The sequence below is a fragment of the Sphingopyxis sp. CR5 genome (genome assembly GCF_059693785.1).
Genome location: NZ_JCATIE010000012.1, coordinates 34,306 through 53,787 on the forward strand (window position 1 = coordinate 34,306; position 19,482 = coordinate 53,787).

18 protein-coding genes are annotated in these 19,482 nt (G+C 65.5%); 6 read left to right on the forward strand and 12 right to left on the reverse strand.

Translation table 11 applies throughout. The features are described from left to right. Positions 1 to 46 precede the first annotated feature (46 nt). Positions 47 to 931 (forward strand): LysR family transcriptional regulator, encoded by an 885-nt coding sequence (locus tag AC58D2_RS17060; protein WP_497392300.1) that lies wholly within the window; start codon positions 47 to 49, stop codon positions 929 to 931. Positions 932 to 1,050: 119 nt separating this feature from the next. Then, a complete protein-coding gene (locus AC58D2_RS17065; RefSeq protein WP_497392302.1) occupies positions 1,051 to 2,247 on the forward strand; it encodes a dicarboxylate/amino acid:cation symporter in 1,197 nt (398 codons plus the stop codon). 63 nt (positions 2,248 to 2,310) lie between these two features. On the opposite strand, the gene rodA is transcribed toward AC58D2_RS17065, so the two are convergent. Genes rodA through AC58D2_RS17090 form a run of 5 tightly spaced genes read right to left on the reverse strand, consistent with a single transcriptional unit; the run spans position 2,311 to position 7,797 of the window. After that, positions 2,311 to 3,417, reverse strand: a complete 1,107-nt coding sequence (gene rodA, locus AC58D2_RS17070) for a rod shape-determining protein RodA (protein ID WP_497392304.1) — start codon at positions 3,415 to 3,417, stop codon at positions 2,311 to 2,313. Further along, positions 3,414 to 5,330 (reverse strand): penicillin-binding protein 2, encoded by a 1,917-nt coding sequence (gene mrdA, locus AC58D2_RS17075; protein ID WP_497392306.1) that lies wholly within the window; start codon positions 5,328 to 5,330, stop codon positions 3,414 to 3,416. The genes rodA and mrdA overlap by 4 nt, the downstream gene beginning before the upstream one ends. A 7-nt stretch (positions 5,331 to 5,337) precedes the next feature. Beyond that, complete coding sequence (locus tag AC58D2_RS17080; RefSeq protein WP_497392308.1) at positions 5,338 to 5,859, reverse strand: rod shape-determining protein MreD; 522 nt, start codon at positions 5,857 to 5,859, stop codon at positions 5,338 to 5,340. Continuing rightward, positions 5,856 to 6,743 (reverse strand): rod shape-determining protein MreC, encoded by an 888-nt coding sequence (gene mreC / locus AC58D2_RS17085; RefSeq protein ID WP_497392310.1) that lies wholly within the window; start codon positions 6,741 to 6,743, stop codon positions 5,856 to 5,858. Before mreC ends, AC58D2_RS17080 begins: the two co-directional genes overlap by 4 nt. A gap of 7 nt (positions 6,744 to 6,750) precedes the next feature. Next, positions 6,751 to 7,797 carry a rod shape-determining protein gene (locus AC58D2_RS17090; RefSeq protein WP_497392312.1) on the reverse strand — a complete coding sequence of 349 codons (1,047 nt, stop codon included), beginning with the start codon at positions 7,795 to 7,797 and terminating at the stop codon, positions 6,751 to 6,753. Positions 7,798 to 7,996: 199 nt separating this feature from the next. Between AC58D2_RS17090 and mutL the strand changes: the two genes are divergently transcribed. From mutL to AC58D2_RS17105, 3 genes are all read left to right on the forward strand, one after another. Next, positions 7,997 to 9,820, forward strand: a complete 1,824-nt coding sequence (gene mutL, locus AC58D2_RS17095; protein ID WP_497392314.1) for a DNA mismatch repair endonuclease MutL — start codon at positions 7,997 to 7,999, stop codon at positions 9,818 to 9,820. Between the two features lies 1 nt (position 9,821). Continuing rightward, positions 9,822 to 10,349, forward strand: coding sequence for a hypothetical protein (locus tag AC58D2_RS17100; protein WP_497392316.1), 528 nt, complete (start codon positions 9,822 to 9,824; stop codon positions 10,347 to 10,349). A gap of 83 nt (positions 10,350 to 10,432) precedes the next feature. After that, positions 10,433 to 10,945, forward strand: a complete 513-nt coding sequence (locus tag AC58D2_RS17105) for a hypothetical protein (RefSeq protein ID WP_497392318.1) — start codon at positions 10,433 to 10,435, stop codon at positions 10,943 to 10,945. Positions 10,946 to 10,949: 4 nt separating this feature from the next. Here the strand turns inward: AC58D2_RS17105 and AC58D2_RS17110 are convergent, their stop codons facing one another. From AC58D2_RS17110 to AC58D2_RS17135, 6 genes are all read right to left on the reverse strand, one after another. Then, the gene (locus AC58D2_RS17110; protein ID WP_497392320.1) at positions 10,950 to 11,405 is read right to left on the reverse strand and encodes a MaoC family dehydratase; all 456 of its coding nucleotides are present in this window, start codon (positions 11,403 to 11,405) and stop codon (positions 10,950 to 10,952) included. Positions 11,406 to 11,446: 41 nt separating this feature from the next. Beyond that, a complete protein-coding gene (locus AC58D2_RS17115; protein ID WP_497392322.1) occupies positions 11,447 to 12,658 on the reverse strand; it encodes an alkaline phosphatase family protein in 1,212 nt (403 codons plus the stop codon). 200 nt (positions 12,659 to 12,858) lie between these two features. Then, the gene (locus AC58D2_RS17120; RefSeq protein ID WP_497392324.1) at positions 12,859 to 14,430 is read right to left on the reverse strand and encodes an alkaline phosphatase D family protein; all 1,572 of its coding nucleotides are present in this window, start codon (positions 14,428 to 14,430) and stop codon (positions 12,859 to 12,861) included. A 79-nt stretch (positions 14,431 to 14,509) separates the two neighbouring features. Further along, positions 14,510 to 15,472, reverse strand: a complete 963-nt coding sequence (locus AC58D2_RS17125; RefSeq protein ID WP_497392325.1) for a copper resistance protein B — start codon at positions 15,470 to 15,472, stop codon at positions 14,510 to 14,512. Continuing rightward, the gene (locus AC58D2_RS17130; protein WP_497392326.1) at positions 15,469 to 17,157 is read right to left on the reverse strand and encodes a copper resistance system multicopper oxidase; all 1,689 of its coding nucleotides are present in this window, start codon (positions 17,155 to 17,157) and stop codon (positions 15,469 to 15,471) included. Before AC58D2_RS17130 ends, AC58D2_RS17125 begins: the two co-directional genes overlap by 4 nt. Next, a complete protein-coding gene (locus AC58D2_RS17135; RefSeq protein WP_497392327.1) occupies positions 17,154 to 17,900 on the reverse strand; it encodes a MauE/DoxX family redox-associated membrane protein in 747 nt (248 codons plus the stop codon). Before AC58D2_RS17135 ends, AC58D2_RS17130 begins: the two co-directional genes overlap by 4 nt. A gap of 41 nt (positions 17,901 to 17,941) precedes the next feature. On the opposite strand from AC58D2_RS17135, the gene AC58D2_RS17140 reads away from it, so the two are divergent. Next, positions 17,942 to 18,343, forward strand: a complete 402-nt coding sequence (locus AC58D2_RS17140; protein ID WP_497392328.1) for a MerR family transcriptional regulator — start codon at positions 17,942 to 17,944, stop codon at positions 18,341 to 18,343. 33 nt (positions 18,344 to 18,376) lie between these two features. Here AC58D2_RS17140 and ychF read toward each other — a convergent pair whose 3' ends face one another. Further along, on the reverse strand, positions 18,377 to 19,474 hold the full coding sequence (ychF, locus tag AC58D2_RS17145) for a redox-regulated ATPase YchF (protein WP_497392329.1): 1,098 nt from the start codon (positions 19,472 to 19,474) through the stop codon (positions 18,377 to 18,379). Between the last annotated feature and the right edge of the window lie 8 nt (positions 19,475 to 19,482).

Here is a 19,482-nt window from a genome sequence, read left to right on the forward strand (position 1 = left end):
CAAAAATAGCTTGCCGCGACGGCGCTAGGTCGCGACGATGGCCGCGATGAACCTGCGTCACATCGAGATTTTTCACGCCGTCTACACCAACGGTTCGGTCAGCGCGGCGGCGCGCGCGCTGAACGTGTCGCAGCCGTCGGTGTCGAAAACGCTGCGCCACGCCGAATCGATGCTCGGCTTCCGGCTGTTCGAGCGCACCAAGGGGCGGCTGGTGCCAACCGACGACGCTCACGCCTTGTTTCAGGAAGTGGGCGAAATCCAGGAGAGAGTTCAGGCGTTGCGCGAGGGCGCGCGCAATCTGCGCCGCGGTGCGGGCATGATGCTGCGCGTTTCCGCACTGCCATCGCTCGCGCTCGGCGTCTTGCCCGAAGCGGTCGCCCGCTTCCTGCCGAGCCACCCCAATGTTCAATTCGATCTCCAGACCGTCCATCACGACGATCTGGTGCGCAAGCTGCACGAGCGCGAGACCGACATCGCGATCGCGGTCGAAGTGCCGCAGAAGGCGCCGGTCGGCAGTCGCTGGCTGGGCGAGGGGGAACTCGTCGTGCTGTACCGCGAAGAGGATATGCCCGACGCGCCGCCGCGGCTCGAGCTTGCGGACCTCAAGGGTCATCGCTTCATCAGCGTTGCATCGAGCGGGCCGATCGGGGAGATTTTCGTCCGCGAACAGCAGCGCCTTGGATTGGCGCTCGACGATACGATATCGACGCGCACCTTCTATATCGCCACCGCGCTGGTCCGGGCCGGTGTCGGGCTGACCATCGTCGACAGCTTCACCGCTCAGGCTGCGCTTGCGCCGGGGCTCGCGGTGCGTCCGCTCAAGCCGCCGTTGACCTTCGACCTGTACGCGATGCACCTGCTGAACAGGCCGCCGACCGCGGTTGCGACCGACTTTCTCAAGGTCGTTTCGAGCGTGATCGAAAGCATATAGCGATGGGTTATGGGGGCGGGTGCAGATGATATGCCAGAGTCGGCCGGCGACGTGCATAGGATATGGGCGATGATCGAAATCGCGTGCTCCTCCGTCCGTCAATCCGCCGCGGGCGCGCGATGATGCGCCGCTGGTTCGCCATATCCTTGTGGAAGCGAGTCCTGGGCGGACTCGTGCTCGGCCTGCTCCTCGCGCTCGTCTGGCCCGATGCCGCGCCAAGCGTCGCGGTGTTCGGGGATCTGTTCGTGCGTGCGATCCGCATGCTCGTGGCGCCGATCGTCCTCGTGACCATTGCGGCGGGCATCACGTCGCTCGCCGACCCGAAGCGGCTCGGCCCGCTCGGCGGGCGAACGGTCGGCTTGTTTGCGCTGACGACCGCCATCGCCGTGTCGATCGGGATGATCGTTGCCGGCTTGATCCAGCCCGGCGTCGGCGTTCCGGTCGGCGATGCGGCCCCCCAGGCACTTGGCGACCCGGTTCCGCTCTATGACCAGCTCGTCGGGATCGTCCCGACCAATATCGTCGGCGCGCTGGCGAACGGCGACATGCTCGCCCTGATTTTCGTTGCGATCCTGACCGGGGTTGGCACCGTTCTCGCGGGTGAGGCCGGCAAACCCTTTGCGGGGCTGCTGCAATCGCTGTCGTCGGTGTTGCTGCGCATCGTGGGGCTGGTGATGGAGGCGACGCCGATCGGCGTTTTCGCTCTCATCGCGAATGCCGTCGCGACCAACGGCGCGGCGGTGTTCGTCAATATCGGCTGGCTCGCCCTTGCCGTGGTGTTGGGATCGCTGATTCAGATCCTGCTCGTCCACAGCCTGCTCCTGCGTTTGCTCGCGCGCTTGCCGGTGCTGCCCTTCTTTCGCGGCATCGTCGACGCGCTGGTCGTCGCCTTTTCCACCGCGTCGTCATCGGCGACGCTGCCGGTCGCCATGACCGTTGCCGGACGCAATCTCGGGGTCTCGTCGACGGTTTTTTCGACCGTGCTGCCCCTCGGCGCGAGCATCGGCAAGGACGGCACGGCGATGTACGTCGGCCTGCTCAGCATCTTCAGCTTGCAGGCGTTCGGGGTGCCGCTCGATGCCGGAACGGCGTTCGTCGTGCTGTTGACCGGGGCGCTCGCGGCGTTCGGGACCGCACCGGTCCCGTCGGCATCGTTGTTCATGCTCGCCGCGGTGCTCTCGGCGGTCGGCATCGCGCCCGAACAGACCGCGCTGATCGTCGGCTTCGTCCTGCCGTTCGACCGCCTGCTCGATATGACGCGAACGGTCCCGAGCGCCTCTGCCAACCTGGCCGTCGCGACGACGGTCGCGCGCTAGGAAGGTGAACTGGACGAAGCCGCCTATCGCGCCCCGCCGCAGCGCTGATCCATCAGTCGATCGTCAATGGAACCGGCGCGTTCCCGTCTTGCTGTCGTTCTCGATCGCCAGGATGATCCCCACGCAGGTCATGATCGTCAGCATCGACGATCCACCATAGGAAAAGAGCGGCAGGGGAATGCCCACGACGGGGGCGAGACCCATGACCATCATCAGGTTGATCGCCATATAGAAGAAGATCGTCATCGTCAGGCCCGTCGCGACGAGCTGGCCGAACCGCGTACGCGCGTTGATGGCGACGCGGGTCGACCAGCGCAGCAGCAGGAAAAAGCCGAGCAGCAGCACGAACCCGCCGATCAGGCCCCATTCTTCGGCCATTGTCGCAAAGATGAAGTCGGTGTGCCCCTCGGGCAGATAGTCGAGGTGGCTTTGCGATCCGTTGAGGAACCCCTTGCCGCCGATCCCTCCCGATCCGATCGCGATCTTCGACTGGCTGATGTGATATCCTGCCCCCAGCGGGTCGCTTTCGGGGTCCAGGAAGATCAGGACGCGCTTTTGCTGATAATCGTGCAGCATCGAGAAAAGCACGGGAAGCGCGGCGGCGCCGGCGAGCGCGGCGCTGCCGAACCACCATAGCGGCAGCCCCGACACGAACATGACCACGGCCCCGCTCGCGCAGATCGCGAGCGCGGTGCCGAGATCGGGTTGGAGCATGACGAGCCCGGCGGGGAGGCCGATCATCACGAGCGCCGGCCAGAGGGCGGTAAAGGTGCGCGTGTTGCCCGGCGGCAGCTGCGCATAGAAGCGCGCGAGTGCGAGCACGATCGTCACCTTCATAAGCTCGGAAGGCTGGAGGTTCATGAACCCCAGGTTGAGCCAGCGCTGGCTGCCACCGCCGACGAAGCCGAGAAGCTCGACCGCGAACAGGAGCGCAATGACGCCCAGATAGGCGAGATAGGAGAAGTCCTCGAAAAAGCGCAGCTTGAAGCGTCCGAGGATCAGCATGCCGACCAGAAAGACCAGGTAACGCACGCCCTGGTTCAGCGCCCAGGGGGTCATGCTGCCACCCGCCGCCGAATAGAGAACGAGCAGCCCGAATCCGGTGATGGCCGACAGCAGCGCGATCAGCTTCCACGGGATGCGCTGGACCGCGGGCGGGACGGGGATCATTCGCCGCCCTCCGGCGCGGGCTGCGTCGCGCCCGCTTTCCACGCCGCGAAATCGCGCGCCATGCGCTCTTCTATCGTGCCGCCCCAACCGGCTTCATATTCGGTAAGCGCCGCCATCGCCTTGTCGCGATCGAACAGGAAGGTCATCACGTCGCGCGCTACCGGATAGGCCGAACTCGACCCCGCTCCATGTTCGATCACGACCGCGGCGGCATAGCGCGGCGCGTCGAAGGGCGCGAAGCAGATGAACAGGCCGTGGTCGCGATATTTCCACGGCACGCCCATGCCGCCGCGGCCCTTGCTCAGACTGACGACCTGCGCGGTGCCGGTCTTGCCCGCCATCTTGACGTCCTCGATCGGCAGGCGCGCGCGGCCGGCCGTGCCCGCGCCGTTGACCACCTGGTTCATCGCCTCGCGCACCAGCCCGATATGATCGGGGGCAAAGCCCAGGCTTTCGGTCGGGGGCCGGTTCGCGTCGCGGGTCAGATGCGGCATCAGCCGGTTTCCCGTCGCGAGCCGCGCCGCCATCACCGCAAGCTGGGTCGGGTTGACGAGCACATAGCCTTGGCCGATCGTCGCGTTCACCGTATCGGCGATCGTCCAGGGGCGGCCGTATTTTTCCTGTTTCCAGGCCGGGCTGGGCATCGTGCCATAGCTTTGGCTGGGCACGGGCAGCGGAAATTTCTGGCCCAGGCCCAGTCGCTTGCCCATCGCCGCAATGACGTCCATGCCCATCTGCTGCGCGAAGTGATAGAAATAGACGTCGCAGCTCTGGTAAATACCCTTGGCCATGTTGACCTGGCCGTGGCCGCGTCGGTTCCAGCAGTGAAACACGCGGTTGCCGACGCGCAGCCCGCCGCCGCAGAAGGTGGTCGCCTCGGCGGGAAGTCCCGCCTCGAGGAAACTCATCGCGACCATCGGTTTGACCGTCGACCCGGCGGGATAAAGCCCGCTCAGCGTCTTGTTCCGCAGCGGCACATGGTCGTTCTGGCTGAGCCATTTATATTCGGCGACGCCAATGCCGCTCGAAAAGCTGTTGGGATCGAAGCTCGGCATCGATGCCATGGCCAGAACATCGCCGGTCAAACAGTCGATTACGACGACCGATCCCGATTCGGGGCCAAGTCGCCGCGCCGCATAGTCCTGCAAATCGGCATCGACGGTCAGGTGCACCGTCTTGCCCTGGATGTCGGGCTGCGACGACAGGTCGCGCACGACCTTGCCGCGCGCGGTCACCTCGACCCGGCGCGCGCCGGGCTTGCCTCGCAGAACGGGTTCGAAATATTTTTCAAGCGCCTGTTTGCCGATCTTGAAGCCCGGTGTGATGTAGAGCGGGTCTTTCGCCTCCTCATATTCCTCGGCATTGGGGGCCCCGACGTAGCCGATCAGGTGGCCGACCGCGGCGCCCGTCGGATAATAGCGGGCAAAGCCGCGTGCCGGGGCGATGCCGGGCAGGTCGGGCAGGCGGACGAGGACCGAGGCGTATTCGGCTTCGCTGACGTCTTCCTTGACCGCGACCGGCTGCGATCCCGACGAAACCTTGAGGTCGCGATTGATCCGCTGCATCGCGTCGCCGTCGAGGCCGAGCAGGGTCTGAAGCTGGCCCAGCACCGCTTCCTTGTCGTGAAGCCGGTCGGGAATGATGTCGATACGAAGCGACACGCGATTGTTCGCCATCGCCTTGCCATTGCGATCGACGATCCAGCCACGACGCGGCGGGACGAGCGTCAGATTGACGCGGTTGCTTTCTGATTCAAGGACATAGCGGTCGTTGTCGATAATCGATATATAGGCCATCCGGGCCGCGAGCGCGACCCCCACCGCTGTTTGCGCTCCGCCGACGACGAGCGCCCGGCGCGTGAAGGTAATGCCTCTCCAGGCTTCGGTGATCGGCGGACGCTTTTTTCGGGACATCGATTAACTATCGGCGTTTCAGGCGGAAATTGTCAAACCGGCCGGTCAGGCGAAGAATGAAGGGGACGAGCAGCGCCGAAATCACGATCTGCGGCGCCACCAGGCCCAGAACTTGGCTGGCGGGCGCGTGCGGGTGCGCGATCAGCGCCGCGACCGCCTGGACGACCGCCACGAGCAGTGCCGCAATCCCCCAGTCGTGGAAAAAGCCGCGCCAATAGATGCGCTGCGAGAAATAATGGATCGCAATGCTGGCCAGCGTCCACAATCCCACTGCGGTGCCGATCGGCGCGCCGCTGAACAAGTCGTCGAACAAGCCAAGCGGCAGGCCGACCCATACCGGCCACATTTCGATGCGCAGCAGTTGCCAGCACAGAAAGAAGAGCAGGCCGAGCGGAGGCAGCACCGGCGAACTGGCGACCAGCGGCAGCATCAAGGGCAGCGCGGACGCGACCATCACCGTCGCCACCGGCACCGCGCGCATTCGCCAGAGCGATGCGGGTTCGCCGATCCGGGGCGCGGCGCGATTCATGGAGCCTGCGTGGGGGCGGGAACCGCCTGCGCTTCGATATCTTCGGGGGTGTAGGGACGCAGCACCGCGACCGCGTCGACCTTGGCCGGGTCGGCAAGGGGGCGTGCCAGCGCGCCGTCGTCCTGTCGGCTGACCACGATCGCGACGGGAATGTTCGGCGGATAGAGGCCGCCGGTTCCGGAGGTGACCAGGATGTCGCCCGGCTTGAAGGGATTGTTCGCGATGTTCAGCGTGCGAACATCGAGATTGCCGTTGCCGCGTCCCGACGAAATGGCGGGCAGGCCGTCGCGCGCACGGCGCACGGGGACGACATTGTCGACATCGGTGAGCAGCAGCACCTGCGAAACCGAAGGCCCCGCCGTCAGGATGCGACCGATCAGGCCGTCGGCCCCGCGGACCGGCTGACCCGCGGCGACGCCAAGGTTGCGCCCGATGCTGAGCAGGGCGATGCGCCGGCTGCTCGTCGACGTCGACGTGAGCAGATAGCCGTGGGCGAGCGCCGCACGGTCGGTTTCCTGCAGCTTCAGGAGTGCCTTGAGCTGACGATTTTCCTCTTGCAGCGCGCTCGTCGCGACCAGCTTGCGCCGTGCGCCGGTCAGTTCCTTGCGCAGTCGCCGGTTTTGCGTCCCGGCCTTCACATAGGCCGACACATTATCGTCGATACCGGATATCGATCCGGTGACCGAACGGGTGACGCGGGCGATCGGCGCCGCAAGCTCCTGGCTTGCGATGCGAAGCTGCGCGAAGCCGACGGGATCGACGACCGACAGGACGGCAAGCAATAGCCCGGCCACCGCCCCCGTCACCGCAATGACATAGGCAGCGAACAGGCTGTACTGCGCCTTTCGGGATTGTCCCGGACGCCTGTGTGCCGGGCGAGCCACGGACTGCTTAGGCTTGCTGGAGCACGCCGCGGAAGGCGGGGTCCTCCATGGCGCGGCCGGTGCCGATCGCAACACAGGTCAGCGGATCGTCGGCAACGGTGACGGGCAGGCCGGTCGCGTCGCGGAGCAGTTCGTCGAGTTCACGGATCAGCGCGCCGCCGCCGGTCAGGACAATGCCTTGGTCGACGATATCGGCCGCGAGTTCGGGCGCGGTGTTCTCCAGCGCGATGCGCACGCCCTCGACGATGGTGCCGATCGGTTCGGACAGGGCCTCGGCGATCTGCGCCTGGTTGATCGAAATTTCCTTGGGCACGCCGTTGACGAGGTCGCGTCCCTTGATGTGGATCGTCAGCCCGCTGCCGTCGGCAGGAATGCGCGCGACGCCGAAATCCTTCTTGATTCGCTCGGCGGTCGCTTCGCCGATCAGCAGATTGTGGTGGCGGCGGACATAGGAGACGATCGCTTCGTCCATCTTGTCGCCGCCCGCGCGGACCGACGTGGTATAGGCCAGACCGCGCAGGCTGAGCACCGCGACCTCGGTCGTGCCGCCGCCGATGTCGACGACCATCGATCCGATCGGCTCGGTGACCGGCATGTCGGCACCGATCGCGGCGGCCATTGGTTCCTCGATCAGCCACACCTGGCTCGCGCCCGCGTTCGAGGCGGCATCGCGGATTGCACGGCGCTCGACGCTCGTCGAACCCGATGGAACGCAGATCACGATCTCCGGGCTGCGAAACGCATTCGGCTTCCCGCCGTGCACTTTCTTGATGAAGTGGGCGATCATCTGTTCGGCGACATCGATATCGGCGATCACGCCGTCGCGTAAGGGGCGGATCGCCTCGATGCTGTCGGGGGTCTTGCCCATCATCAGCTTGGCGTCGTCGCCGACCGCCTTGACCCGCTTGATCCCGTTCAGCGTCTCGACCGCGACGACAGACGGCTCGTTGAGCACGATGCCCTTGCCGCGAACATAGACCACCGTGTTCGCGGTGCCGAGGTCGATAGCCATGTCTTGCGAATTGAATTTCAGAAACCGGGAAAAGAAGGACATCGATACTGCTTCCTGTCATCGAAGCCGCCAGCCCCGAACGGACCGCGCCCCCGCCATAGTCGTGGTCGCGAAACCAGCCCCGGCAACTGGACCAAATCAGGGAGAGATTCCGGCTCGACCGGAGGGGTCATGCTGGACAAAGCGATCAGGCTGTGCGGATGGGTCGCGATTTGCGTCCGACTGCGCTAGGAGACGCTTCATGTCAATACGCCGCCTGCCGGAAAAGCTCGTAAATCGGATCGCAGCCGGCGAAGTGGTCGAAAGACCCGCCGCGGCGCTGAAGGAACTGGTTGAAAACGCGATCGACGCGGGGGCGACTCGCATATCGGTGCGACTCGCCGAAGGCGGGATAGCGAGGCTCGAGGTCGAGGATGACGGATGCGGAATGACCGCGGGCGACATGGCGCTCGCGCTCGAACGCCATGCGACCTCCAAATTGCCCGACGAGGCGATCGAGGATGTTACCACGCTCGGCTTTCGGGGCGAGGCGTTGCCGTCCATCGCCAGCGTCGCGCGTCTGACCCTCGAAAGCCGGGTCGCCGGCGGCGACGGCTGGCGGCGTGTCGTCGACAATGGCGCGCTTGCGGACGAGGGACCCGCGGCGCTGGCTCCGGGCACGCGCGTCCTCGTCGAGGATCTGTTCGCGCGCGTCCCGGCGCGCCGCAAGTTCCTGCGCAGCGCGCGCAGCGAATATGCGGCGTGCCAGGACGTCGTGAAACGGCTCGCGATGGCCAGGCCCGACATCGGTTTCACCTTCGAGCACGACGGACGCCGCATACTCGATGTGCAGGGAGGGCAGGACCGGCTCAGCCGCGTTTCCGCGCTGACGAACCGCGACCTCGCCGCGAACAGCATCGGCGTCGACCTCGATCGCGGCCCGGTGCATCTGGGCGGCGTGATCAGCCTGCCGACCTATAATCGCGGCATAGCCGACCACCAGTATCTGTTCGTCAACGGACGACCGGTGAAGGACCGATTGCTCGTCGGGGCGTTGCGCGGTGCCTATGCCGACCTGCTCGCGCGCGACCGGCATCCCGTCGTCGCGCTGTTCCTCGATCTTCCGACGAGCGAGGTCGACGTGAATGTCCATCCGGCCAAGACCGAGGTGCGCTTTCGCGACCCGCAACTCGTTCGCGGGATGATCGTCGGGGGACTCCGCCGCGCGCTCGACGAGCATGGCTTTCGCAGCGTCCAGCGTCCCGCAGAGGCGGCGCTTGCGGCGTGGCAACAGGAACCGGTCGCGCCCGCACTGCCGGCGACGGGCTTTTTGTTCGGCCACTACCCGCCGAACGAAGCCCCGGCGGCTCACTTGTTCGGCGCCGATCAGGCGCCCGTCCCCGACGCCGCGACGGCGCGCGTCTATGACCGGATGACGGCGTTCGCCCCGGCGCCGCCGTCCGGCCGCGCCGAAATCGCCGTTACCCCGCCCCCCGATGCCGCCGCGCATCCGCTCGGTATCGCGCGCGGGCAGATCGCCAAAACCTATATCGTCGCCGAAGCCGAGGACGGGCTCGTCATCGTCGATCAGCACGCCGCGCACGAACGGCTCGTCCTCGAAACGCTGAAGCGCGGGATGACGGGGCCGGCGGTGCCCTCGCAAGGTCTGCTGATGCCCGAAGTCGTCGAGCTCGACGAACCCGCATGCGATCGCCTCGAAGCCGCGGCGCCGCAACTCGCGGCGCTTGGCGTCGAGCTCGAGCGCTTCGGTCCCGCCGCGGTGATGGTGCGATCGACGCCGGCGATGCTCGGGCCGATCGACTGCATCCGGCTGGTCACCGATATCGCCGACGATCTTGCGGGCTATGACGCGGCGCTCGGCCTGTCGGAAAAGCTGGAACTCGTCGCTGCGACAATGGCCTGTCACGGCTCGGTGCGTGCGGGGCGCACGTTGAACGTCGCCGAAATGAACGCGCTGCTCCGCCAGATGGAGGTCACGCCGCATTCGGGCCAGTGCAATCACGGCCGGCCGACATGGGTTAAGCTGGCGATGGATGACGTCGAAAAACTCTTTGGAAGGAAGTGAGATGCGAAAGCTGATCGGATTTGCATTGGCGGCGGGACTAGCAGCCGCGATGGCGCCGGTGCCGGCGCTTGCGGACGACGGTGCCGCATGTCCGACCAAGCCGGTCTTGCCTGCGCCGCTTGGCGGTTGGACGGCGGAAACCGGAGGCGAGGGTGTCGCGGCTGCTGATCCTGCCGATGCCTCGGTTCCGCTCGCGCTGGGCCGGCGCGTTCGCCTTGCGCTGTTTGCCGGTGAGACGATTGCCTATGCCGCGGCGCCCGAAAAGGTGCCGGACAAGAACAGGATGGGCGCGGTGGTCGCGATCGACGTTGCAAAGGCGGGAAAATTGACCGTCGCGCTGGGGCAGGGGGCGTGGATCGATCTGGTGCGCGAAGCTGCCGCCGTGCCGTCCACGGGGCATGGCCACGGCCCGGCCTGCTCGGGCATTCGCAAGATGGTCGACTTCGCGGTCGTGCCCGGACGCTATCTGTTGCAGGTGTCGGGCGCCGCGGCCGAGGAAATCGATGTCATGGCGGTCTTGCGCGACTGAAGCTGTCCCGTTACGGGTCTCCGCGTCAACGGGAGCGACCGCGCTTTTGGTGCGTTTCTCTCGCGACCAAAGGAGAATATTTGATGCGATCCCCTCTTGCGGCGCCGCTCGGCGCCCTGTTTCTGCTTGCCGCCTGCTCGGGCCAGACCCCGACCGAAAGCCAGCCGACGAAGACCGAAGCCGCCAACGACGAGAACAAGCTGCCCGATACCGGCAGCGGCGAACCGATTGAACTCAGTGCGATCGGCAAGGGCGAGATGTTGCGTCTCGACGGCGAACTCGGCTGCGGTTTCACGGTCAAGGGCCAGTCGGACCCCGCCTTCATCGCCAAGGCCAATGTCGGCGACGACCAGCTGGCGTCCGGCGCGGTCAAGGTCGGCGGCCAGGTTCAGCGCGTCGCCGGTTCGGGCGGCTTCGGTGCGCTCGAAAAAGGTCTCGAAATGTCGGGTCCGGGGCTCAAGCTGACGCTCGACCATGCGTCGGACAAGCCGGTCCGCACCGAAGGCGAGCAAAAGATCTATGACGCCACGCTGACCGTCAATCGCACCTATGGCGGCAAAGGCAGCTTCGAAGGCGAATGGAGCTGCGGCGCGTAAGGTGTCAATCCGCGTCCGGGGTCCGGACGCGGATCAATCCGGTCGAGCGCATCGTCATCACCGGTTCGTCATGCTGGTTGAAGACGGTGAGCTTCGATTCGAACAAGCCCATTTCGCGCCGGCTGGCGGACCGCCGCTTGCTCAATATTTCGGTCTCGCAGCGCAGCGTATCGCCCGGATAGACGGGCTTCAGCCAGCGCAGCTCGTCGATCCCCGGCGATCCGAGCCCGGCTTGCTGATTTTCCTTCATATTGTCGACCATCATCCGCATCGCCATCGATCCGGTGTGCCAGCCGCTCGCGGACAGCCGTCCGAAATAGGTTTCGGCTGCCGCTTCGTCGTCCAGGTGAAACGGCTGCGGATCATATTTGCCGGCAAAGTCGACGACTTCTTCGCGCGTGACCAGCTTGTTTCCAAAGCGCCGGACCGCGCCGACCTCGATGTCTTCATAATGGAGCATGGCGATCCTATGAGGCGAGCCGCGCCTCGAAAGCAAGCCGCCTAATTCGCGAGCCGTTTCGCCAAGACTCCCGTCGCATCGCTTGGAAGGGGTGCGACGCCCAGCAGTTTCATCAGCAGGGGATAGACTTCGATATTGTCGACGATACCGACGTCGCCCCTCAGGTTCGTGCCGGCTGCTATGAACAGCGCCAGCATTTGCGGGTCCTGATTGTCATAGCCGTGCGCGCCGCCCTTTACCGGCCATTCGGGCTCTCCCGCCAGGATCGTCCAGCCCGCCTCGGCGATACAGATGATCGCGGCGACGCGCGGATTATGGCCATAGTGCAGCCGTTCGGGCAGGTCTTCGCGGCGATAGCAGCTCATATGCTCGTGCGGCTTCAGCAGCGCCGCTGCGACGCGGTCGTCGGTCGCGGCCGCGGGCTCAATCGCCGCATAGGGGCCTGTCTCGACCGCGATGATGCTCGGCAGGTCGATCAGGTCGGCAAGCTGGACAACGCGCGCGGCATCGACCGCGCGCATGCCGTGATCCGCGACGATCAACAGCCGGGCTGGCTGGTGCAGATCCGCCAGTCCCGCCACGAGCGAGCCGATTTGGGCGTCCACCGCCTCGATGGCGTCGTTCACCTCCTGGCTGTCGGGGCCGAAGCGATGCCCCGCGGTATCGACGATATCGAAATAGAGCGTCGCGAAGGCGGGACGCGTATCGGCGGGCCGTCGCATCCAGTCGAGCACCGCGTTGACGCGCTGCTCGCCCGAAACATGCTGGTCGAACCGTTGCCAGTCGTCGGGCCGCGCATCGTGAATGGCGACTTCGCTGCCCGGCCAGAACATCGTCGCGCTGCGTACGCCCGCCTTGTCGGCCGTTACCCATGCGGGTTCGGCCTCACCCCACCAAAAGGGATCGAGCGACTGTTTGGCATCGCCCAGGCTGAAGATCTGGTCGGGGCGTCGGGGGTCGATCATCCGGTTGCCGACAATGCCATTGGTGTCCGGACGCTTGCCGGTGACGATGGCATAATGGTTGGGAAAGGTTTTCGTCGGGAACGACGGGCGCAAGGCTCCATGCGCGCCCTCGGCTGCGAGCCGCGACAGCGTCGGCGTGATGCCGCGGTCCAGATAGTCGGCGCGAAAGCCGTCGATCGAGATCAGGATCGTGACCGGCGTGCGGGTCTCGCCGTCTTCGGCACGAAGCGGTGCGACGGCAACGACAAAAAGGGCGAGGAACAGTGAAATGATTCGGGTCATGGCCATGCCGCTAGGATGGCCGGATGACAGCGCGGCTACAAGTCGAGCGTCGACAGGTCCGGTCCTTCCAATGCAAATCTCTTGCAATCTCCGGAGACGCATGGTGCCTCCTGTTCCCGTTGCAAAGGCTGGCCGAACCGCTATCCGATCACGCCGGAGCCGGGCTATTACGGGTCCGGCATGACGATGAAATGGAAAAGGCGGCTTCACGCGGACATTTTGATCCCCGCGACGCCGTTTTCGACCACGCCCGTGGCGCGCTTCGATAGCGTGTTCACGGGTGTCGTGACCTTGTCGACGACCATGAAATGCGTCTGCCAGGCCTCGCGGGTCACGTCGCACACCAGATAGCCACGCTGGTCGTTGGCGAATTTCAGCTCGGGATTATTGGCAAGGAAGCGGTCGGTGCCCGGCCTCTGGTCGCTGCCGTCGCCCCCGCTCGAAATCGATGTGCCGACGAATTCGGCGCCGACGACCTTGTCCTTCAGGATCAGGTCGCCACAGAAATTCTGGTGCTCATCGCCGGTCAGGACCACGGGATTCTGCACCCCGCCAAGGCGCGCGAGCATCCGTTCGCGCGGCGCTTCATAGCCCGCCCAGCTATCGAGGTTCAGGATCTTTTGCTTTTCGTCCGCATAGCGGCGGCGGTCGAGCGACATCATCGTCACCTGCTGCGCGATGGCGTTCCACGTCGCCCGACCTTCGCCAAGATTCCTTGCGAGCCATTCCTCCTGCGCCTTGCCCAGAACTTCGGCGCGTTTGTCGAACACGCCGGGGCAGGCGGGTTTGAAACCGTCGCCGCATGGCTGGTCGTCGCGATATTGGCGCGTGTCGAGCAATTGCATCGACATCAGGTCGCCGTAGCGCAGCTCGCGGTTGAGCGCGACCATGCCGTTCACCGGCAGCATCGAACGGCGGACCGGCATATGCTCGTACCACGCCTGCATCGCCGCCTGCTTACGGAGCATGAACACCTCCGGCGGCGGCGCGTCGGGGTCGTTGCCGTCGAGGCCCATCTTCCAATTGTCCCAGACCGATACCCAGTCGTTGCGGATTTCGTGATCGTCGAAGCTCGACAGGAAGGGGTGGATCGATCGCGCCGCCTGCAGGTCGATATCGCCGAGTTGCTGCGAATAGGCAGCGCGGAAATCGGACAGGTCGATCAGGTTGCGCCGCGCGTTGGTACGCACCGGCCGCGTCGGGAGGCCCGTATCGAACAGATAGTCCTGACTATATTCATATATGAAATCGCCATAGTGATAGACGAAGGCAAGGTCTTCGCGTGCAAGGTGGCGATAGGCGCCGAAAAACCCCGATTCGAAATGCTGGCATCCGCAAACGCCGAATTTCAGCGCGTCGACATGCGTGCCGACCAGCGGCAATGTGCGCGCACGACCGCGGAGGCTGCGCTCCCCCGCAGCGGTGAAGCGATAATAATAGGGCCGATCGGGTTGGAGCCCGGCAACCTCGACATGGACGCTGTGGGCGAGTTCGGGGCGCGCGAGCGCCGTGCCCTTTGCTACGACATCGCGAAATCCACCGTCGCTCGCCACTTCCCAATCCACGGGGAGCGACGCTAGTGGCATGCCGCCGTGCGGGTCCAGCGGCTCGGGTGCGAGCCGCGTCCAGATGACGAAGCCGTCGCTCGCCGGATCGCCCGACGCGACGCCGAGGCTGAACGGGAAGTCGCGAAACAAGCCTCCTTCGGCCCGCAGGACCGTCGGCGCGGCGAGCCCCGCCAGGGTGGCGCCGGCAAGGAAATGGCGGCGATCGAACATAGTGGAAGCTCCTGAACGCGAATCGGTCGGTCCCGGATAGACCAGCCGCCGGCCAGATCAATGAACTGTCTCTCCGCCGTCAGAACCAGACCCTCAGCCCGGCGACGAAAGCGGGTCGCGATGCGTCGTCCCCCGCGGCCCGCGCGCGCCGAGCCGTTCCGCCCAGCTTTCGCTCCCACGTCACCCCGATATAGGGCGCAAATTCGCGCGCCACTTCATAGCGCAGGCGCAGCCCGGCCTCGATTGACGTGAAGCCGCTGCCGGTGTCAAGTTCGGGCGTCGCCTGAAATGCGACATTCGCCTCGACGCGGGGTTGCAGGATCAGCCGTTGGGTGATTCGCTGGTCATAGCTGGCTTCGGCCCGGGCCGAAGCATCCCCCTCGTCGGACAGGAACAGCGCGCCTTCGACCTCGAACCAGTAGGGCGCGAGACCCTCTATGCCGAAAACGGCGTATGTCGGAGACGGGCCGGGGCCGAAATCCTGTCGAATGCCGGTCTGGGCGTTGAAATAGGGGCCGATGGCATGGCTCCACAGCGCCTGCACTTCGCCGCCCTCGAACGGACCGCCGCGATCGCCTTCGCCCTCGGTCTTGACTGTCAGCCGGTCGATATCGCCGCCGAACCAGCCTTCGGCATCCCACGCATAGCCGTCCCGTCCGTCGCGTGTGCGCCACTCGGCGCGATCGATCATGATTTGGGAAAAGGCGCCGCCGCCATGTTCGGCGTACAGCTGCTTTCGCGATGCCGCCATGGCATCGGCACCGAAGATCGCATCGGCGGCATCGACGCGCGGCGCCGGCGGAGCGGGCGCATCGGGCACGGATGCTTCGGGCACGGACGGGGACGGTGCCGCGTCGGCCTTGCAATGGCCCATCGCCGCATGGTGCGGCGGGCAGGGCGGCGCTGGAGCCTCGACGGGTTCCGCAGCCGCCGCGCCTGGCTTGCAGTGCCCCATCGCGGCATGTTCGGGGGGACAGGGACCAGCCGGCGTCGCCGGCGCCTGCATCGATGACTGCATTGCGAGCAGGGCGATCGCGATCATGCGGCCGCCTCCGGTCGCACCGTCACGACCTGCATCATCCCCGCGTGCATGTGATAGAGCAGGTGGCAATGGAAGGCCCAGTCGCCATAGGCGTCGGCGGTGACATCGAAGGTCACCGTTCCGCCGGGCTGGACATTCACCGTATGCTTGCGCGGTGCATACTCGCCCTTGTCGGTCACCAGTTCGAAAAAATGGCCGTGCAGGTGAATGGGGTGCGCCATCATCGTGTCATTGACCAACATGACGCGCACACGCTCGCCCTGCGTAAAGGGTATCGGCGCCGTCACTTCGTTCAGCTTCACCCCGTCGAACGCCCACATATAACGTTCCATATTGCCGGTCAGGTGGATCTGCATCCGGCGCGTCGGGGCGCGCGTGTCGGGGTTGCGATTCAGCGCGATAAGATCGCGATAGGTCAGCGCCCCGGCTACGCCCTCCAGTCCCTGCCCCGGTTCGCCGGTGCGGTCGGTCGGCATCGGCGAAATGCTCTGCACGGTCGGGGTTTTGGCGACCGTGGGCGCCAGGCTCAGGTCGCGCATCTTGTGATCCATCTTCGCACTGCCGCCGGCCGGCTCGTGAGTTATCGCGTCATGGTTCATGCTGCCCATGCCCATGTCCTTCATCGACGCGAGCGGGCGCGCGCGCAGCGGCGGGACGGGCGCCGTCATCCCGGCGCGCGGGGCCAGCGTCGCCCGCGCCATGCCCGACCGGTCGACACTCTCGCCGACGATCGTGTAGGCGCGATCTTCGGGAGTGACGATCACGTCATAGGTTTCGGCGACCGCGATCTGCATCTCGTCGACGGGGAGCGGCCGCACATCTTGTCCATCGGCCTGGACCACAGTCATCTTCAGTCCGGGAATCCGCAGGTTGAAGGTCGTCATGGCGGACGCGTTCACAAAGCGCAGCCTCACGCGTTCGCCCGGAGTGAACAGGGCGGTCCAGTTGTCGTCCGGTCCGTGGCCGTTGACGAGATAGGTATAGGTCGATCCGGTGACGTCGCTGATGTCGGTCGGGTCCATCCGCATCGCTCCCCATGCGGTGCGCTCGCCGATCGATTGATCTTTACCGGCGAGCAGCCCCGCCAGGGTCTGCTTCTGCCGGTTGAAATAGCCGCCCATCTGCTTGAGCTTCTTGAAGATCATGTGTGGGTGAAGCGCACTGAAGTCGGACAGGACCACGACATGGTCGCGATCATGGGGCTCGGCTTCATTTACCGGATCGATCACCAGCGGGCCATAATGCCCAAGCTGTTCCTGGAGCCCCGAATGGCTGTGATACCAGTAAGTGCCTGTCTGCCGCACCGGAAACTCATAGGTAAAGGTCTCGCCGGGCGCGATCCCGGGAAAGCTCAGCCCTGGAACCCCATCCATCTGAAAAGGCAGGAGGAGGCCGTGCCAGTGGATTGAGCTGGGTTCGTCGAGTTCATTGGTGACATGGATGCGGGCGGTCTGTCCTTCTTTCAGGCGGATGAGCGGGCCGGGGACGGTGCCGTTGATCCCGATCGCATGGTGCATCCTGCCGCCCAGATGCAGCATTTGACGCGCGATCGTCAGGCGAATGTCGTCGCCGCCGACCGTGGGCAGACCCGCCGATACCGGCCGCGCCCAGGCGGGAAGCCAGGGCGCGAGCGCCGCGGCGCCGCCCGCGACCAGCAGCGAACGGCGATCGAGAAGGGCGCTCACACGGGCCTCGCGAGCATCCAGATCGCCATGCCGACCATCGCGAGATTTTCGGTGAGCGAGACGAAGCCCAGCGGCACGTTGCTGCCGCCTCCGACGCAGGCGCATCTGAGCGCTCGGCGGTCGACATAGACCGCCTTGAACACCGATACCGCGCCGATACCGCCGATGAACAGCGCGACCGGGATCGACAGCCAGTCGAGCGCCTGCGCGGTCATCAACACGCCGGCGAGCCCCTCCGCAAAGGGATAGATGCTGCCATAGGGCACCCAGCGCCGCGCCAGCAGGTCGTAGTTCAGGAACATCGTCGAAAAACTTTCGACGTCCTGGAGCTTCAACAGCGCGAGCGCACACATGCTGAACGAGACGAACCACTCGGCCGCGCGGACCGTGAAGGGCGAGCCAAAGGCGGCGAAGGAGGCGGCAAGCGCCATCAGCGCGGTCATCGCGAACAGCGCGACGACGGGCCGATAGCTGGTCGCGTCGGGATCGCGCACCGTCAGCCCGAAATGGCGGCGCAGATCGTCGTAACCGCCGATCCGCCGGCCGTCGATGAAGGTCTGCGGGGTGGTCCCGACATCGTGCTCGGCCTTGAACGCGTCGGTTTCCTCGCGCGTTTTCAGCCAATGATCGTCGACCGCGAAGCCGCGGCTCTTCAAAAGATGCTTCGCCTTCAGCCCATAGGGGCAGATATGGCTCGGCATGACCATGCGATAGAGGGTGGCGGTGCTTGTCCGGTTCGTCATGCGTCCCATATAGCGTCCGTACCATGGTACGGAGTCAAGCGATGCAACTGACGATTGGAAAGCTGGCCGCGGCGGGCGGGGTCGGGGTCGAGACGATCCGCTATTATCAGCGGCGCGGCCTGATCGCGACGCCGGCGAAGAGCGGCGGCGACGGCTGGCGCGGCGGGGTGCGCCGCTATGACACGGGTGACCTGAGGCGGCTGAAATTCATCCGCTCGGCGCAGACGGCCGGCTTTACCCTCGACGAGATCGGCGAATTGCTGGGCCTCGAACAGAGCGACGACCGCCCCCGCGTCCGCGCGCTCGCGCATCAGCGGATCGCGGTGCTCGACGAAAAGATCGCGCAAATGACCGAAACCCGCGCGGCGCTGGCGCGCTTGGCCGACGAATGCGCGGCGAGCGACAAGGGACCGTGCCCGATTTTGGCGGCGTTCGAGGGGTGATGTCATTGCGAGGAGCGCAATGACGAATGGTGATCAGCTGTGCAGGAAATGCATCACGTCGCCGTCGTGGACGACATAGCCCTTGCCCTCGGCGCGCAGCTTGCCCGCTTCGCGCGCCTTCGCCTCGCCGCCGAGCGCGACATAATCGTCATAGGCGATCGTTTCGGCGCGGATGAAGCCCTTTTGGAAATCGCTGTGGATCTCGCCCGCCGCTTCGGGTGCGCTGGCGCCCTTGTGGACGGTCCACGCCCGCGCTTCCTTCGGCCCCACGGTGAAGAAGGTGAGCAGGTGCAGCAGTTCGTATCCGGCGCGGATGACGCGCGCGAGCCCGGTTTCGTGCAGCCCCATTTCCTCGAGGAACAGCATGCGCTCGTCGGCGTCCATCCCGACGAGTTCGCTCTCGATCGCCGCAGAGACGATCACCGCCTGCGCGCCCTCCGCCTTGGCGCGTGCGAAGACGGCCTCGCTATGCGCGTTGCCGTTCGCGGCATTGGCTTCCTCGACATTGCAGACGTACAGGACCGGTTTCACCGTCAGCAGCTGTGCCTGCTTCAGGATGCGCTCTTCCTCGACATCCCTGGGCTCGGTCAGCCGTGCGGGCTTGCCCGCCCGCAGCAGGTCGAGCGCCTGGCCTAGCACCGAGGCCGCGACCTTGGCTTCCTTGTCGCCGCTGGTCGCCTTTTTCTGAAAGGCCGGCACGCGCTTCTCGAGGCTTTCGAGGTCGGCGAGCAGCAACTCGGTCTCGACCGTCTCGGCATCGGCGACGGGATCGACCTTGTTCTCGACATGCTGGATGTCATCGTCCTCGAAACAGCGCAGGACATGGACGATCGCATCGACCTCGCGGATGTTGCCGAGAAACTGGTTGCCGAGCCCTTCGCCCTTCGACGCGCCGCGTACGAGGCCCGCGATGTCGACGAAGGCAAGCTGGGTCGGGATGATCTTTGCGCTGCCGGCGATCGCGGCGAGCTTGTCGAGGCGCGGGTCGGGGACCGCGACATTGCCGATATTCGGCTCGATCGTGCAGAAGGGATAGTTCGCCGCCTGCGCCGCCTGCGTTTCGGTCAGCGCGTTGAACAGGGTGGACTTGCCGACGTTGGGCAGGCCGACGATCCCGCATTTGAAACCCATGAAATCAT